Origin of the sequence: Thomasclavelia spiroformis DSM 1552 (genome assembly GCF_025149465.1) — a bacterium.
GTDB lineage: Bacteria > Bacillota_I > Bacilli_A > Erysipelotrichales > Coprobacillaceae > Thomasclavelia > Thomasclavelia spiroformis.
The window spans coordinates 469,818-486,712 of record NZ_CP102275.1; the positions used below are offsets into that span (position 1 = coordinate 469,818).

Sequence of the window (16,895 nt, forward strand, 5' to 3'; positions counted from 1 at the left end):
AAAACTACGCCTAATCTTTTTTATTGGATTTTATATGTTTTTTACATTTAGAGCTCTAATTGCATTTAAAACAGCTATAACCATAACACCAACATCTGCAAAAATTGCTAACCACATATTGGCAATACCGATTGCACCTAATATTAAACAAATTACCTTAATACCAATTGCAAAATAAATATTTTCATAAACGATTTTCAAACATTTTTTAGAAATTTTAATTGCTTTAGCAATTTTTAATGGATCATCATCCATTAAAACAATATCAGCAGCTTCAATAGCAGCATCGCTTCCTAATGCTCCCATAGCAATACCAATATCAGCTCTTGAAAGAACAGGAGCATCATTAATACCATCACCGACAAAGGCTAATTTTTCTTTATTACTTTTTTGATTTAATAATTCTTCAACTTTAGTAACTTTATCTTCAGGTAATAATCCACTATATACCTGATCAATATTTAAATCAGTAGCTACTTTATTAGCAACTTTACTTATATCACCTGTTAACATAATAGTTTTTTTAATACCAATATTTTTTAATTCTTGAATTGCTTGTTTAGCAGTAGGTTTGATTAAATCTGAAATTAATATATGTCCAGCATATTTATTATCAATTGCAATATGAACAATTGTACCGATACTATGACAATCAACATAAGATATATTGAATTTTTTCATTAATTTATCATTTCCTGCCATAACTGTAATATTATCAATTTTTGCAATTACACCATGACCACTAATTTCTTTGACATCTTTAATTCGTGTTTTATCGACTGGTTTACCATATGCTTTTTGTAAACTTTTAGAAATTGGATGAGTAGAATAACTTTCAGCAAGTGTTGCATATTCTAATAATTGATCATTTTCAATTGTTGAATGATGAATACCACTAACTTCAAAGACTCCTTGAGTCATTGTTCCTGTTTTATCAAAAACAACATATTTAGTTGTAGCTAAAGCTTCAAGATAATTTGATCCTTTTACTAAAACGCCACTGTTACTAGCACCACCGATTCCTGCAAAAAAACTAAGCGGGATACTAATAACTAAAGCACAAGGACAACTAATAACAAGGAAAGTTAAAGCACGATAAACCCAAACTGACCATGAAGCTTCATTACCCATTAATAAATTAATGATTGGTGGTACTAAAGCTAATGCTAGGGCACTATAACATACAGCCGGAGTATAATAACGGGCGAACTTTGAAATGAAGTTTTCAGATTTTGATTTTTTAGAGCTTGCATTTTCTACCATATCTAATATTTTTGATACTGTCGATTCACCGAATTCCTTAGTAGTTTTAATTTTTAATAAACCAGTTATATTAATACAACCACTAATGACTTCATTGTTTGTAGTTACTTCTTGTGGTAAACTTTCTCCAGTTAATGCACTTGTATTTAATGATGATGTTCCTTCGATGATTTTTCCATCAATAGGAATTTTTTCACCAGGTTTTACAATAATAATAGAACCAATTTCTACTTCATCAGGATCAACTTGAACTATGTTACCAGAATCATCTTCGATATTAGCATAATCAGGACGAATATCCATTAATTCACTAATATTTCTTCGGCTTTTTCCAACAGCATAGCTTTGAAACCATTCACCAATTTGATAAAAAAGCATTACAGCTGTTCCTTCGCTATATTCTCCTAAAGCAATTGCTCCAACTGTAGCTATTGCCATTAAGAAATTTTCATCAAAAACTTGACGATTTAAGATGCCTTTAATAGCTTTTTTTAAAATATCATAACCTATAATAAAATAAGTTATTAAAAATAAAATAGTTTCATAAAAATTATTTAAAGATAAAATTCTTAAAGCAATAAATAAAATAAAGGAAATTATAATACGTATTAGCATCTTTTTTTGTTTTTTATTCATTTTTTATTCCACCCTTAAAGAAAAATTTCACAATCATCTTCAACTTTTTTACAATTTTTTAGGACTTCTTGCATAATTTCTTTTGGATTAACTCCTTCTTCAAATTCTACTGTCATTTTTAATGTCATGAAATTAACGACTGCATTTTTAACTCCTTCAGTAGCTTTTGTAGCATATTCCATTTTATTTGCGCAATTTGCACAATCTACATCAATTTTAAAAGTTTTTTTCATTTTTTTAACCTCCATGATAATTTGAATAATTGAATATATGTTCAACTTACAATTTAATTATAGTTTATTAGTTGTTCAACTGTCAAGTTATTTTTAGATATTATGTATATTTGACAATAGTTTGATTTTTCAATTATAATATAAGCATTATAATACACTTGAAAGGAGAGTCTATGTTAGAAAATCATTGTGATTGTAAACCTAAAAATATTGAACTTGTTCAACAAGTTAAAGATAATATGCCAGCATTTGATGACATTATGGATTTATCCGACTTTTTTAAAATAATGGGGGATAGTACTAGATTACAGCTATTAATGTCATTGCAACAAAGTGAGATGTGTGTTTCTGATTTAGCAAATGTATTAAATATGACTAAATCAGCTGTTTCGCATCAATTAAAAACACTTAGAGTATCTAAATTAATAAAATCAAGAAAAGAAGGAAAAACGGTTATTTATTCATTAGATGATGCACACGTTCATGAAGTACTCGCTAAATCAATTGAACATATTAAAGAAAAGTAACAATAAAAAGAGTTATTAATATATGATATATTGATATTGTCATTTTATGCATGACTCTTTTTTTATACTTTGGTTAAACTATATAAGAGAAGATATTAAAAATATGCAATATTATGAATATTACTTGTTAAATTAATTTAAATCAGATTTTTGTTTAATGATGAAAATAAAGATGCTAATGGAGAAAGTTATGAATAATAAGATATATAAATTTAATGCTATAATTGAAGCAGTGCCTGATGTAAATGGAGCTTATGTGCGTTTTCCTTATGATATAAAAAAAGAATTTGGTAAAGGACGAGTAAAAGTACATGCAACGTTTGATGGCATAGCTTATGATGGTAGTATTGTAAATATGGGAATTAAAAATGATGATGGTTCAGTTTGTTATATTATTGGTGTGCGTAAAGATATACGTAAAAAATTGAATAAGGAATGTGGAGATTCAATATTTGTAACAATTCAAGAACGTTGTTAAAATGTATTATGTTTAAGATAATAGTTTAGAAATATTTAAGAATATATTATAGAATTTTCTAGATTTTATTTTTTATAATGATAATAGAAAAATCACAAAATAAACTTATTTTGTTGAAAGGGAATATAACGTAACTAATATTAATGAGGTGTAAGATTATGAAAGGATTGACAAATCAGGAAGTTCTAAAACGAATTCAAGAAGGACAAGTTAATACATTACCCAAACCTTTGGTTAAAAGTTATAAACAGATAATTTGTGAACATGTTTTTAATTTATTCAATATTTATAATTTTATTATTGCTTGTGCATTAGCATTAGTAAAAGCTTGGACAAGTATGTTTTTTATTGTTTTGGTAACTTCTAATGTTGTTATTAGAATATCTCAAGAGATTAAATCTAGAAATATGGTTGCGAAACTAAATTTAATTATTTCTCCCAAGACAAAAGTATTACGAGATGGTGTTGTTTTATCGATTGATAATGAAGAGATTGTTTTAGGAGATTATATTTATTTAGAAACAGGGAATCAAATACCGGCAGATTGTGTTGTTTTAGATAACGATGTAGAAGTAGATGAATCGCTTTTAACTGGTGAGGCTGATCCTGTATTAAAAAAAGCAGGTGATCATTTGTTATCAGGAAGTTTTATTATTTCTGGTGCATGTTATGGTGAAGTTGAGCATATTGGTGTTGATAATTATGCAGCTAAAATTGCAAATGAAGCAAGAAAACGTGAACCTGTGCAATCGGATTTGATTAAATTTTTTACGAAAGTAACAAAGATGACTAGCTTTTTGGTTGTGCCTTTAAGTATTATTTTACTTTTTCAGTCGTATGTTATTCGTCAAGAGGATTTATATACAGTAATAGTAAATAATTCAACTGCTCTACTTGGGATGTTACCAGTAGGCTTAGTTTTACTTACAAGTATAGCATTGATGGCTAGTGTTGTAAGATTAGGACAGCAAAAAGTGCTTGTACAAGAAATGTTTAGTATTGAAACATTATCGCATGTTTATGTTCTTTGTTTGGATAAAACAGGAACATTGACACAAGGAAAAATGAAGGTAAAAGATGTTTATTCTTTTGATTATAATTTACCTTATCAAATAGATGAAATTATGGCTTCTTTTGTAGAAGGTAGTTTAGATAATAATGCTACATCACAAACATTATCTCAATATTTTAAAGGTAAGAGTAAATATAAAACATTGAGAAGAATTTCGTTTTCTTCAGCAAGAAAATGGAGTGCATTGGAATTAGAAGATATTGGAACGATTATTGTTGGAGCTGGCGAATTTATTATTCCAGAACTTAAATTGCCACCTCAAGCAGAATTAGCTAAAAAGGGTGGGGCAAGAGTATTATTAGTTGCTCATTATCATGATTTTGATACATTTCAAGATAATTTACAATTAGCTACTCCTCTTGGATGTATTGTAATAGAAGATCCTTTAAGAGATGATGCTTATGAAACAATTCAATTTTTCAAAAATAATGATGTAGAAGTAAAAGTCATTTCTGGAGATAATCCAGTAACAGTTAGTGCTCTTTCTAAACAAGCAGGAATTGAAACAAGTGATTGTTATATAGATGCAACTAAATTAGAAACAGATAAACAATTAGAAGAGGCAATATTAAATTATAACGTAATTGGAAGGGCAACGCCTTATCAAAAACATAAGATGATTAAGATTTTAAAGCAACATGGTCAAAAAGTAGCAATGACTGGTGATGGTGTAAATGATGTATTAGCATTAAAAGATGCTGATGTATCGATTGCTATGGGATCAGGATCTGATGCTGCAAAACAAATTGCTCAATTTGTAATGATTGATGGAAGGTTAAAAACATTAATCGATGTTGTAAGAGAAGGAAGATTAGATATAAATAATGTCACTAGATCAGCTTCTATGTATTATTTAAAAACGATTTATACTATTTTGATTTCTATTTCGATTATTATTTTAAATATTCCATATCCTTTTATTCCCTTTCAAATGACTTTGATGGATAATTTTGTATCTGGTTTTCCATCTTTTATGATTTTATTTGAAAAGAATATTGATAAACAAAAAGAATCAATTGGTAGATATGTTTTAAGGTATTCTTTACCTAATGCATTAGCAATTGTTTTAAGTGTCATCGGATTGAAGTTATTAGCGGATCAATTGTCGTTAAATTTATCTGAGGTATTTACTGTTTTATATTTTTCAGCATCATTTTTATCTATTCATATGATTTATCGCATTTATTCACCATTGAATTTATATCGAGCTATTGTTTTGGTTTTAGATGTGACTGGTTTTATTATTGCAACTATGATATTCTGGAATTGGTTAGAGTTGGCACCATTAACTTTAAAGTTGTTTAAATATGTGTGCATAAATGTGGTTATTGGTATTGTTGTTGTAATGATAATTTCTAAAATTGTAAATTATTATTTAAATAAAAAAAATAATTATTGTATTAATGACGTTAAGTGTAGTGAAATAGATTAAGTAGGAATTATTGAAAAGGCAATGAACTCATTGTCTTTTTATATTTAAATATTATCTATATTAAAGAATTCTTGAGATTTTTTTTATTTTAGCTTATGATAAATATATGAAAATTATATTCATGAAATAAGAATTTATAAAATTATTATTTATAGGAGTGTATGTGTATGAAAAAAACAGTTATGGATAAAATTTGTTCATCTTTTGATAGTTTTTTTGATTCAGAAAAAAAGATAGCTAAATATATTATTAATAATTATGATAAAGTTGTAGAAATGACAGTAGGGCAGTTAGCAAGTGCAAGTGGTTCAAGTGAAGCTTCAGTTTCACGTTTTTGTAAAAAGATTGGAGTTAAAGGATTTCATCATTTAAAAATTTCTCTTGCTAAAGAGATGGTTGAGTCGAATTTAAGTAATGATGAGGTTTCTAATCGTATATCAATTGATGATATTGAACAATCGCTACAAAATATTTTAGCAAATAAAGTTGAAGAGTTAAAACAAACGATTTCAATGCTTAATATTGAAAATTTTAAAAAAATCTTAGAAATTATTGCTAAAGCAAGAAGTGTTGTTTTTGTTGCTGTGGGCAATACGATACCGGTAGCCATTGATGGAGCATTTAAATTTAATCAGATTGGAAAATTAGCATTATCATCAACAATTTGGGAAACACAAATTGGATATGTTTGTAATTTAACTAGAGATGATGTAGTTATTGCAATTTCTAATTCAGGAGAATCATCTAGTGTTGTAATATCTTTAGAAACTGCTAAAGAACAAGGAGCAACGACGATTTCAATTACTAATAATGAAGAATCGACAGTTGCTAGTGTTAGCGATTATCACATTACTACGGCAACTCGTGAAAAATTATTTCTTGATGGATATTGTTTTTCTAGAGTTACAGCAACTGCTGTGATTGAAATTCTTTATTTATTTTTAACTTCAATGAATGAACAGGCATATGTTAATATTGCAAAACATGAAAATAAGATAGCAGGCGATAAACTTTAATTTTTAAAGTTTATTTTTTTAAATTTAATGAAATAAAATTTCATATAAATATATTGACGAAAATAATGTATCATGATATATTATTCTTGTGAAAATAAATTTCATAAAAAAGGAAGGCGTGAAGATGATATACACGATGACAATGAATCCAGCATTAGATTATGTTGTTGATTTAACGTTATTTAAATTAGGGCGAGTTAATCGAACTGAAGATGAACATATTTTTTATGGCGGTAAAGGAATCAATGTTTCGGTAATTTTAAAGGAATTAGGTTTTGAAAGTACATGCTTAGGTTTTATAGCAGGCTTTACAGGCGACAAATTGCAGCGGGGAGTAAAAGAAGATTTAAAATTGAATACAAATTTTATTTGTGTTGAAAAAGGGATGACAAGGATTAATGTAAAGATACATAGTGATCAAGAAACAGAATTGAATGGAATGGGACCAGTAATTGAACAAAGTGATATTGTAAGATTATTTGAAAGTTTAAACCAATTACAATCAGGCGATATTTTAATATTATCAGGTAGTGTTCCTACAACAGTATCTAAGACAATATATTGTGATATTTTAGAAAAATTAAAGGATAAACAAGTAAAAACAGTTGTTGATGCAACTGGTGAATTATTAATGAAGACTTTAAAATATCAGCCATTTTTAATTAAACCTAATAATCATGAATTAGCAGAAATTTTTAATGTTGAACTTAAATCAATTGAAGATATTGAATATTATGCTAGAAAACTTCAAAGTATGGGAGCAAAAAATGTATTGATTTCGATGGCAAAAGATGGCTCATTGTTAATTGATGAAACAGGTAAGAAACATCGTTTAGGTGTATGTCAGGGAATAGTTAAAAATTCAGTAGGAGCTGGAGATTCAATGGTTGCTGGATTTGTTGCTGGATGTCTTTTAGATATGGATTATTCTCAAATTTTAAAATTAGCAACTGCTTCAGGGGGAGCAACTGCATTTAGTCATGGTTTAGCAACTAAAGAAAAAATAGATGAATTAATTAAACAATTATAAGGAGAAGGGAAAAATGAAGATTACAGAGTTGTTAGATGTAAAAAGTATTGCTTTAAATGTTAATGTTTCTTCTAAGGATGAAACTATTGATAAGTTAATTGATCTAATGTATGAATCTGGAAAAATTAGTAATAAATCTGAATATAAAAAAGGAATTTTAGCACGTGAAGCTTTAAGTACAACTGGAATTGGTGATGGAATTGCAATTCCTCATGCCCAAGTTGCTACTGTAAAAAAAGCAGGTTTAGCGGCAATGACTATTCAAAATGGTGTTGATTATGATTCGCTTGATGGAAAGCCAGTATATTTATGTTTTATGATTGCTGCTCCACAAGACGGTGGAAGTATTCATTTACAAGCTTTAGCTAAATTATCGACATTACTTATGAATGAAGATTTTAGAAATGAATTGATGAATGCTAAGAGTGCTGAGCAATTTATTGAAATAATTAATCAAGAAGAAGCTAAAAAAGATGCTCAAGAAAAAAATGTATCTAAAAAAGAAGAATATCGTGTTTTAGCAGTTACAGCTTGTCCTACAGGAATTGCCCATACATTTATGGCAGCAGAAAATCTTACTAAAGCAGGTAAGGAAATGGGTTATCCATTAAAGGCAGAAACTAATGGTGCTGATGGTGCAAAAAATGTATTAACAGCTAAAGAAATTGAAAATTGTGAGGGAATTATTATTGCAGCTGATAAAAATGTAGAAATGGCTCGTTTTGATGGTAAACCAGTCTTATCAGTTAGTGTTACTCAAGGAATTCAAAAACCTGAGGAATTGATTCAAAAAGTTATCGATCATCAAGTACCAGTATATCATCATGATGGTTCAACTGTAGAAACAATAGAAAATAGTGAAGGTGTAGGACGTTCTATTTATAAACATTTAATGAATGGTGTTAGTCATATGTTGCCATTTGTTATTGGTGGTGGGATTTTAATTGCACTTGCTTTCTTATTTGATGATTATTCTATTGATCCTGCTAATTTTGGAAAAAATACACCACTTGCAGCCTATTTAAAAACAATTGGTGAACAAGCATTTGGTTTAATGTTACCAGTTTTAGCCGGTTATATTTCTTATAGTATTGCTGATCGTCCTGGTCTCGCTGTAGGATTTATCGGGGGAATGGTTGCCAAGATGGGATGTACATTTACTAATCCCGCTGGAGGCGATGTTAATGCTGGATTTTTAGGAGCGTTACTTGCAGGTTTTGTAGGTGGTTGTTTGGTTATTGGCTTAAAGAAAGTGTTTTCTAAATTGCCTCAGGCTTTAGAGGGAATTAAACCAATTTTATTGTATCCGGTTATTGGAATTTTATTAGTTTCAGTTATAACAACATTTATTAATCCGTTTGTTGGAGCAATTAATGATGCATTAAATGGATTTTTAAATGGAATGGGTGGTACAAGTAAGGTATTATTAGGAATGATTGTTGCTGGAATGCAATCAACAGATATGGGTGGACCTATTAATAAAGCATCTTATGTGTTTGCAACATCACAGCTTGCAGAAGGAAATTTTGAAATAATGGCGGCTGTTATGGCAGGTGGAATGATTCCTCCTCTAGCAATTGCCTTGAGTACAACATTCTTTAAAAATAGATGGACAAAAGATGAACGCAATTCAGGATTAGTTAATTATGTAATGGGATTAGCATTTATTTCTGAAGGCGCAATTCCTTTTGCTGCTAAAGATCCTTTAAGAGTTATTCCTTCATGTATTGTAGGAAGTGCAGTAGCAGGCGCTTTATCAATGTTTTTGGGATGTACATTAAGAGCACCTCATGGTGGTATCTTTGTTTTACCTACAATCGGTAATCCATTAATGTATGCTCTTGCTATCTTAATTGGAGCTATCGCTGGATGTTTAGTTCTTTCTATTTTAAAAAAACATTGAAAGGAAATTAAAAAAATAATGAATAATTTAAAAGAAAAATGTGCTTTAGAAGCATTGAAATATATTAAAGATCAAAGTATTGTTGGTTTAGGTGGTGGTAGCACAATTGCTTATTTAGTAGAATTTTTAGCTAAAAAAAATTTAGATATAAAGATTGTAACACCATCTTATCAAACAGCAATGTTATGTTTAAAACACCAACTTTGTGTTGTACCTACATGGTCAGTTGACCATGTAGATATTGCCTTTGATGGTTGTGATGAGGTTGATTTAAAATTAAATGCATTAAAATCAGGTGGGGCAATTCATACAAAAGAAAAAATTATTGCTTCAATGGCTGATGATTATGTGTTATTAGTAGATGAATCAAAGGTATTTGAAAAATTGCCTTTTGATCATGCTATAACAATTGAAATAATTCCTGAAAGTATAAAATATGTACAAAAGAGATTAGAAAAATTAGGAGCTATTGTTTCTATGCGTCAAAGTAAAGCTAAAGATGGTTATACTATAAGTGACCATGGAATGTTTATTATGGAAGCTAAATTTAAAAATGTTGAAGATATTCAAGAATTAGATAATAATTTAAAAAAGATTACAGGAATTGTTGATACATCATTATTTGTAGGTAAAGTGAATTTTGTTTTATCAATTGATGATGATGGTTATATTCGTAAGTTTTAAAAGGAGATGATATGATGAAAAAATTAAATTGGGGTATTTTAGGAACTGGTTGGATTGCAACAGAAATGGCAGAAGCTTTAAATCGTGTTAATGGTGAAATATATGCTGTATGTGATACGACTTTAGAAGCAGCTAAAAAATATGCAAAACGTTTTGGAGTACAAAAAGCTTATGGTAGTGCAGATGAAATGATTGATGATGAAAATGTGGATATTGTTTATATTGCTACACCACATAATTTACATTATCGTTTCTTGGTACAGTCATTAAAGGCAGGGAAACATGTTTTTTGTGAAAAGGCTATTACTGTAAATGATTCGCAGTTAGAAGAAGCGGTTGCTATTGCAAAAGAAAAGAATTTAGTAATTTGTGATGGGGTTACTTTATTCCATATGCCATTATTTAAGAAATTGAAAGAGATTGTTGATAGTGGTGTAATTGGTGAAGTAAAAATGGTTCAAGTTAATTTTGGAAGTTGTAAAGAATATGATGTTACGAATCGGTTCTTTTCTAAAGAATTAGCTGGAGGAGCGTTATTAGATATTGGAGTTTATGCAACGAGTTTTGCTAGATATTTTATGAAAAGTAAACCTAATACAGTTTTAACAACAGCTAATTATTTTGAAACAGGTGTTGATGAAACGTCAGGAATCATTTTACGAAATCCAGAAGGACAAATGGCAGTTATGGCATTAACAATGAGAGCAAAACAACCAAAACGTGGAGTTGTAGCTGGTGAATTAGGGTATATTGAGGTAAATAATTATCCTCGTGGTGATGTAGCTACAATTACGTATACAAGTGATGGACATGTAGAAACAATTGAACTTGGAGAAACTGCAAAAGCATTAGATTATGAAGTTTTAGATATGCAAGATTATATTTTAAATAACGGTGGACAAGAAAATCTTCAATATATCCGCGATGTTATGGCAACATTAACTGAAATTAGAAAACAATGGGGTATGATTTACCCATTTGAATAATATGAATAAAAAATATTTCTTTTTTGATATTGATGGAACATTGACAGATAAAAAAACAAACAAAGTTGTTCCTTCAGCTTTAAAAGCATTAAAAAAACTTCAAGATAATGGACATTTTGTGGCAATTGCCACTGGTAGAGCTCATTATAAAGCTATTAATTTTATGCGTGAAATTGGTTTAAAAAATATGGTATGCAATGGTGGACATGGCCTTGTTGTTAATGAACGGCTTGTTAAAAATGCGCCATTGGATTTTCAAAAATGTTTAGCTGTGATTGAACAAGCAAATCAACTTGGTTATGGAGTACTTGTTGCACCATATGATAATAATGAAGTGTATGGAAAAGATTTTCTTTTTTTGAAACAAGCAGGTTTTAGAAAAGAACCATCAACATATTATTTTGATTCTAATTATGATTTTTCAAAGTTTAATGATATTTATAAAATGTATATTTCTATTCCTCAAAATCAAGAATATCTTTTAACTTTAAAAGATACAGTAGGCCATTTAAGGTTTGAAAAAGAATATTTAATGTTTCAACCTGATGAAAAAAGAAAAGGAATTAAAGGTATGATTGATTATCTTCAAGGTGAAATTAAAGATGTAGTTGTTTTTGGTGATGATTACAATGATATTGACATGTTTCAAGGGGATTGGTATTCTATTGCAATGGGTAATGCTTGTAATGAATTGAAAAAGATTGCTAGTGAAGTTACTGATAGTAATGTTAATGATGGAATATATAATGTTTGTATGAAACATAATTGGATATAAAGAAAAGTAATGGGTATAAAGTAGGAGCTGTAATACTTAGAGATTAAAAATCTTTATTTGTTACAGCTCTATTGTTTTTATATTTAACAGGTTTATGTATCCTGATGATTTATAAATTTGAATAGTTCTTGTTTTAATTTATTTAAATTTTTTATTACATGTAAATTATGTTTTTATAGAAAGGTTTGATTATAACATAAATTTATTTGATTAAATATTTAATCAAGATATATCATATAACTAAGTAAATGGTAAAAACAATAAAATAAGTATTGATATAAATTTATTGATAAGTTGTATAATTATATGTGTTCAACAATTTAAAAGACTATTGATTATTTTGTTATAGACAATATGAAATGACGAAAAGGGTAAAAAAGTAATCATTCAAAATTGTACATTTTTAAGTTGATATTTAACATTTATATATACTACTATGAGATTTAAGTTTTATAAAAGAACTGAGTTAGATGAACAAAGTAATCCATATGGAAAGAGATTAAGAAATTCCAGTTTACAAAGGAAATATATTTTATGAATAATATAAAGTTTTACAAATTTATAGAAAAAAATCAGCCAAATATATGTTAGATTGTTGCGTATAAAAGTAACAAAAAAGTATATTCTGATTGTTGAAACGATTATAAAGAAGGTGATTGCGTTCATATTATGTCTGCAACAAAAAGTACAATGGCTTTACTTATGGTATTGCAATAGATAAAGGGCAAATAAAAAATGTTGATGATAAAGTATTAAGTTACTTTTCTGATTATAAGGTCAAAAGAGGAGAAGAAACAATCTATGATGTTACTATCAAACATTTATTAACAATGTGAGCACCTTATAAAAGCAAAAGAGATCCATGGACGAAAATATGTTCAAGTGATAATTGGATATATTCTTTCCTTGATTTTTTAGGAGATAGAAAAGGATTAACAGATGAATTTCAAGATTGAACTGTCTGCCTTCATATACCTTCTGGAATATTATATAAAGCAACTAATCAAAAAACAGTGGATTATACAAATCAATATTTATTTTGACTATTAGGAATAAAATAACATATTAATTATTTTGCAGAAACTGCACAAGAACATAAAGTATTTACGATTGGCAAGACTCCAAAAGAAAATATATGGTTTTGTGATACTGAAGGACTAAGTACTCCAGGATATGGATTATGTATGTCAGCAAAAGACATGGCTAAAATAGGTTTGTCATGTTTGAATAATGGTTATTATGAAGGAAATCAAATTGTACCATTAAAATGGAGAAGAGAAATGACAACATTCAGAGAAGTAAATAGTGGAAATTTTAGTAGAATACTCTATGGATATTTATGATGGGGTATTGATCCTAAAAAGAATATCTATGCAGCTATTGGAAATTGTGGTAATGTTATTTATATTAACCCAGAAAAAATATTGTCATCGCACTAGCGTCATATTTTAAACCAACTATATTTGATAGAGTTGGTTATTCAAAATTATATTGAATTTTTTATCGATGAACAATAAGCAAAATTTGAATTGAATGAGGTATAAAAATGTGTAAAGAATGTTATATTGATAAAAAAAGGATGACACCATTATTGAATCCAATTTATTGTTTACAAAATCATACTCAATATATTTGTGGAACTTGTGGACGATGCATTTGTATTGAACATGATTCAAAAAGAGGCTTACAAAGGTGGAATTTTCCTTTTAAATCACTAGAAATAGCTAAAATGTATTTACGTACTGCTGATTATAGTATGAAAAAAGCTTGCGGTATTTATGAGATTGTAAACAATAAAGGTAAAGTATCCTATAAAATATTTGTTGATCATAATGATTTGCAGGAATATCTTAAAAAGAACAAAAATAAAACTTGTAAAGATATGAAACCTGTTTATATTATTAATGAATATAAAGAATATCCAAATACTCAAATTAGAAAATTATCATTAGAAGAAATACAAAAATATATGATAGAACAGGAGGCAAATAGAAATGATAGATATTCAAAATAAAAATTCTTCTCCTTCACTAGATGAAATAGTTGAATATATTCGTAATCCAGTATTCTTGGAGTTTTGCGAGGATGTTAAAATAAAATTCAATGCAAAAGAACAATTGGATTTTAGTTCTTGTAGTTGGGAATATGGTTGGAATGTTAAATTTAAAAAGTCCGGAAAAAATCTTTGCACGATTTATCCTAGAGAAGAATATTTTACCGTATTGATTGTTGTTGGCAAAAAACAAAAAGAAGCTGTAGAAGATATTTTAAGTGATTGTTCAGATAGGATAAAGGATGTATATCATCAAACAAAAGAAGGGAATGGACAAAAATGGTTGATGATTGATTTAGAAGATAAAGACAAAACATATGAAGATGTATTGCGTTTAATAAACATACGCAAGAATTAACAGCTATCTATCAGTGTTTTATTCTAAAGATATAACTTATTTGATGGAATATTAGTATTGATAAAAATATTATGTGGAATAAATTGTAATGGATCCAACATAAAAGAATTATGTAAAGGTTGTAAAGAAATGAATGGATGGCTGTTCGGTGGAGCGTGTATGTTTGTAGAACGCAACAAAAAAGTTGGAGAAACATATTTTTAACATATAAGATTATTATGAAAGATAAAAGTATTTTAATTAGTGTGTGACTTATTATTTATATCGTTATGTCTGGAATTGATAGATTTGTTTATCACATATTCAATATTGTTTATATTCTAGTAACAATTTTGTATTGTCTTGATTTCGATTGTTTTTCAAGAATAAATCAAAATAATTAAATTCGAATTTGTAGATATGAACAAACCCTATGTATAATCTATGTGATTATACATAGGGATATTTTTATTAAATATGAACTTTTTTCTCTTTAAGTTTAATAATTTAATGAGAAGGTTATCAACTGCATTAGTATAACGCTCCTTGTTGTATAAGAGTATTTTTTAAATTTATTATACTTTTAATAATAAAAGTATATTCTTCACCATTTAATTGATATCGATATTTCTTTTCAAACATATTGATCATCTCCCAATACAACTTTATCTTAAACTATTCCAATAAATAATAAAATTATGCGTTAGATAGTGAGTTGTTTTGAAAGCGTAATTTTTTTCAAATTAGCAAAAAAGGCTATTCTCATTAGCAAAACATTAAAAAGCTTGCGAATTTTTATTAGCGATGTTTCTATATAAGATGGGAAAAAGTGAAGTGTTATTGTATAACATTGTTTCCTATATTTTTGATAATTTGTCAAAATTGGCAAAAAATATAAAAACCGAAAAGCTCCAAATAAATAAAGGCTTTTCGGTGATTTCCAATGGCCTCCCTAGTAGGAATCGAACCTACAACTAGTCCTTAGGAGGGACTTGTTATATCCATTTAACTATAGAGAGATAAGTATGAAAGATGGGCAAAGATAGCGCTAAATTAACATCAAACGTCAAAAAGGACGAGTGCACCTGTCGTTTAGGAGGGTTCTGTTATCCATTTAACTAACGAGGAATAATGTTTATTTGTTGTTATAGGTGGTTAAATAACACTATCTATAACACATTTTAACAGATTGTAGCGTAAATTTCCATCTCTTAGGAGGTGACTGCATCTTTAATTATGCTGCGAGGACCTATTTGATTTTAAAACTTTTATCTATAGAAATGTTTTAACTTAAAAGAAGTTTACGCTACAAGATAAATAAATATTTACATATTTTAATTATTAAGCTAGAATAATGCTTTAAAGTGTAAATAAATTTTAACATTTGTATAGATAAAAAGCAATTTAAAAGTGCTATAATAAAAACAAGGAGTTGATATTATGAAAAAAGTTGTAGAAGTGTGCTGTGGAGGTTATTATGATGCTTTACAAGCTAGTCATGGAGGAGCATCACGAATTGAATTAAATAGTGCTTTACATATGGGTGGACTTACACCATCATTAGCTACTTTATTAAAAGTTAAAGAAGAAACAGATTTAGAAGTTATTTGTATGGTTAGACCTCGTGGTGCAGGTTTTTGTTATAGCGATGAAGATTTTGAGGTTATGAAGTTAGATGCTGAAATATTGTTAGATAATGGTGCTGATGGTATTGCTTTTGGATGTTTGGATGAAGAAGGCGATATTAATATTATTCAAACTAGAGAAATGGTTAATATTATTAAATCATATCATAAAACAGCTGTTTTTCACCGAGCTATAGATTGTGTTAATGATATTGATGAATCAATGAATATTTTAATTACTATTGGGATTGATCGTATTTTAACTAGTGGTTTACAAGCTAAAGCATCATATGGAAAAGAGATGATCAAATATTTACAAGAAGCTTATGGTAATAGTATTGAAATATTAGCAGGTAGTGGAATTAATGCTTTAAATGCAAAAAGATTAATGGACTATACAGGTATTAGTCAAGTTCATAGTTCTTGTAAAGATTGGTTACTAGATAGTACTACTAGTAGAGATGAAGTTGATTTTAGTTATCATGGTGATGAATATGATGTTGTTAGCTATGAACTTGTAGAAAATCTAGTTGATATAGTTGAAGATGAATAATTTCAGGAGAGATATGATGTTTAATTTTATTGATAGTGATTTAAAAAAACGAATAAAACCGGGGATAATTATTGCATCTTTTACAGTATTATTGATTTATTTTTTGATTAATTTAAATAATATATTTAATTTTGTTTCAATAGTTTTAGGAGCATTGAAATATTTATTTTATGGTATTGCAATTGCCTATGTGTTAAATCATCCAATGAAATTTATTGAAGAACTGATTATTAAAAAATGTAAAAAAGATAGTTTTTTATATAAAAAGAAACGAGGAGCATCAATTTTTTAA

18 protein-coding genes and 1 tRNA gene are annotated in these 16,895 nt (G+C 28.2%); 16 read left to right on the forward strand and 3 right to left on the reverse strand.

The window, feature by feature from the left end; genetic code table 11:
- Window positions 1–30: 30 nt before the first annotated feature.
- Window positions 31–1,899 (reverse strand): heavy metal translocating P-type ATPase, encoded by a 1,869-nt coding sequence (locus NQ543_RS01985; RefSeq protein ID WP_004609053.1) that lies wholly within the window; start codon window positions 1,897–1,899, stop codon window positions 31–33.
- A 14-nt stretch (window positions 1,900–1,913) separates the two neighbouring features.
- Window positions 1,914–2,132, reverse strand: coding sequence for a cation transporter (locus NQ543_RS01990; protein ID WP_039903642.1), 219 nt, complete (start codon window positions 2,130–2,132; stop codon window positions 1,914–1,916).
- A gap of 173 nt (window positions 2,133–2,305) precedes the next feature.
- Here NQ543_RS01990 and NQ543_RS01995 point away from each other — a divergent pair, with 173 nt between their 5' ends.
- The 14 genes from NQ543_RS01995 (at window position 2,306) to NQ543_RS02060 (ending at window position 14,650) form a co-directional block, all read left to right on the forward strand.
- On the forward strand, window positions 2,306–2,659 hold the full coding sequence (locus NQ543_RS01995; RefSeq protein WP_004609055.1) for an ArsR/SmtB family transcription factor: 354 nt from the start codon (window positions 2,306–2,308) through the stop codon (window positions 2,657–2,659).
- A gap of 190 nt (window positions 2,660–2,849) precedes the next feature.
- Window positions 2,850–3,137, forward strand: a complete 288-nt coding sequence (locus NQ543_RS02000) for a DUF1905 domain-containing protein (RefSeq protein ID WP_039903646.1) — start codon at window positions 2,850–2,852, stop codon at window positions 3,135–3,137.
- A gap of 158 nt (window positions 3,138–3,295) precedes the next feature.
- A complete protein-coding gene (locus NQ543_RS02005) occupies window positions 3,296–5,641 on the forward strand; it encodes an HAD-IC family P-type ATPase (protein WP_004609057.1) in 2,346 nt (781 codons plus the stop codon).
- Window positions 5,642–5,808: 167 nt separating this feature from the next.
- Window positions 5,809–6,657 carry a MurR/RpiR family transcriptional regulator gene (locus tag NQ543_RS02010; protein WP_004609058.1) on the forward strand — a complete coding sequence of 283 codons (849 nt, stop codon included), beginning with the start codon at window positions 5,809–5,811 and terminating at the stop codon, window positions 6,655–6,657.
- Window positions 6,658–6,781: 124 nt separating this feature from the next.
- Entirely contained in the window at window positions 6,782–7,687 is a 906-nt protein-coding gene (gene pfkB / locus NQ543_RS02015; RefSeq protein ID WP_039903652.1) for a 1-phosphofructokinase, read from the forward strand.
- A 13-nt stretch (window positions 7,688–7,700) separates the two neighbouring features.
- Window positions 7,701–9,590 carry a PTS fructose transporter subunit IIABC gene (locus tag NQ543_RS02020; protein ID WP_004609060.1) on the forward strand — a complete coding sequence of 630 codons (1,890 nt, stop codon included), beginning with the start codon at window positions 7,701–7,703 and terminating at the stop codon, window positions 9,588–9,590.
- A gap of 18 nt (window positions 9,591–9,608) precedes the next feature.
- Window positions 9,609–10,274, forward strand: coding sequence for a ribose 5-phosphate isomerase A (gene rpiA, locus NQ543_RS02025; RefSeq protein ID WP_004609061.1), 666 nt, complete (start codon window positions 9,609–9,611; stop codon window positions 10,272–10,274).
- Between the two features lie 14 nt (window positions 10,275–10,288).
- A complete protein-coding gene (locus tag NQ543_RS02030) occupies window positions 10,289–11,260 on the forward strand; it encodes a Gfo/Idh/MocA family protein (RefSeq protein WP_004609062.1) in 972 nt (323 codons plus the stop codon).
- Window position 11,261: 1 nt separating this feature from the next.
- On the forward strand, window positions 11,262–12,035 hold the full coding sequence (locus NQ543_RS02035; protein WP_039903655.1) for an HAD-IIB family hydrolase: 774 nt from the start codon (window positions 11,262–11,264) through the stop codon (window positions 12,033–12,035).
- A 656-nt stretch (window positions 12,036–12,691) separates the two neighbouring features.
- On the forward strand, window positions 12,692–12,871 hold the full coding sequence (locus tag NQ543_RS02040; protein WP_004609064.1) for a hypothetical protein: 180 nt from the start codon (window positions 12,692–12,694) through the stop codon (window positions 12,869–12,871).
- 348 nt (window positions 12,872–13,219) lie between these two features.
- Complete coding sequence (locus tag NQ543_RS02045; RefSeq protein ID WP_004609065.1) at window positions 13,220–13,378, forward strand: hypothetical protein; 159 nt, start codon at window positions 13,220–13,222, stop codon at window positions 13,376–13,378.
- 203 nt (window positions 13,379–13,581) lie between these two features.
- Window positions 13,582–14,049, forward strand: coding sequence for a hypothetical protein (locus NQ543_RS02050; protein WP_004609066.1), 468 nt, complete (start codon window positions 13,582–13,584; stop codon window positions 14,047–14,049).
- Window positions 14,030–14,446, forward strand: a complete 417-nt coding sequence (locus tag NQ543_RS02055; RefSeq protein ID WP_004609067.1) for a DUF3788 domain-containing protein — start codon at window positions 14,030–14,032, stop codon at window positions 14,444–14,446. The genes NQ543_RS02050 and NQ543_RS02055 overlap by 20 nt, the downstream gene beginning before the upstream one ends.
- 57 nt (window positions 14,447–14,503) lie before the next feature.
- The gene (locus NQ543_RS02060; RefSeq protein WP_004609068.1) at window positions 14,504–14,650 is read left to right on the forward strand and encodes a hypothetical protein; all 147 of its coding nucleotides are present in this window, start codon (window positions 14,504–14,506) and stop codon (window positions 14,648–14,650) included.
- Window positions 14,651–15,369: 719 nt separating this feature from the next.
- On the opposite strand, the gene NQ543_RS02065 is transcribed toward NQ543_RS02060, so the two are convergent.
- Window positions 15,370–15,444, reverse strand: a tRNA-Arg gene (locus tag NQ543_RS02065).
- A gap of 421 nt (window positions 15,445–15,865) precedes the next feature.
- On the opposite strand from NQ543_RS02065, the gene NQ543_RS02070 reads away from it, so the two are divergent.
- Together NQ543_RS02070 and NQ543_RS02075 are read left to right on the forward strand one after the other, a co-directional pair.
- Entirely contained in the window at window positions 15,866–16,603 is a 738-nt protein-coding gene (locus tag NQ543_RS02070) for a copper homeostasis protein CutC (protein ID WP_004609069.1), read from the forward strand.
- A gap of 16 nt (window positions 16,604–16,619) precedes the next feature.
- Complete coding sequence (locus tag NQ543_RS02075) at window positions 16,620–16,895, forward strand: hypothetical protein (RefSeq protein ID WP_230197279.1); 276 nt, start codon at window positions 16,620–16,622, stop codon at window positions 16,893–16,895.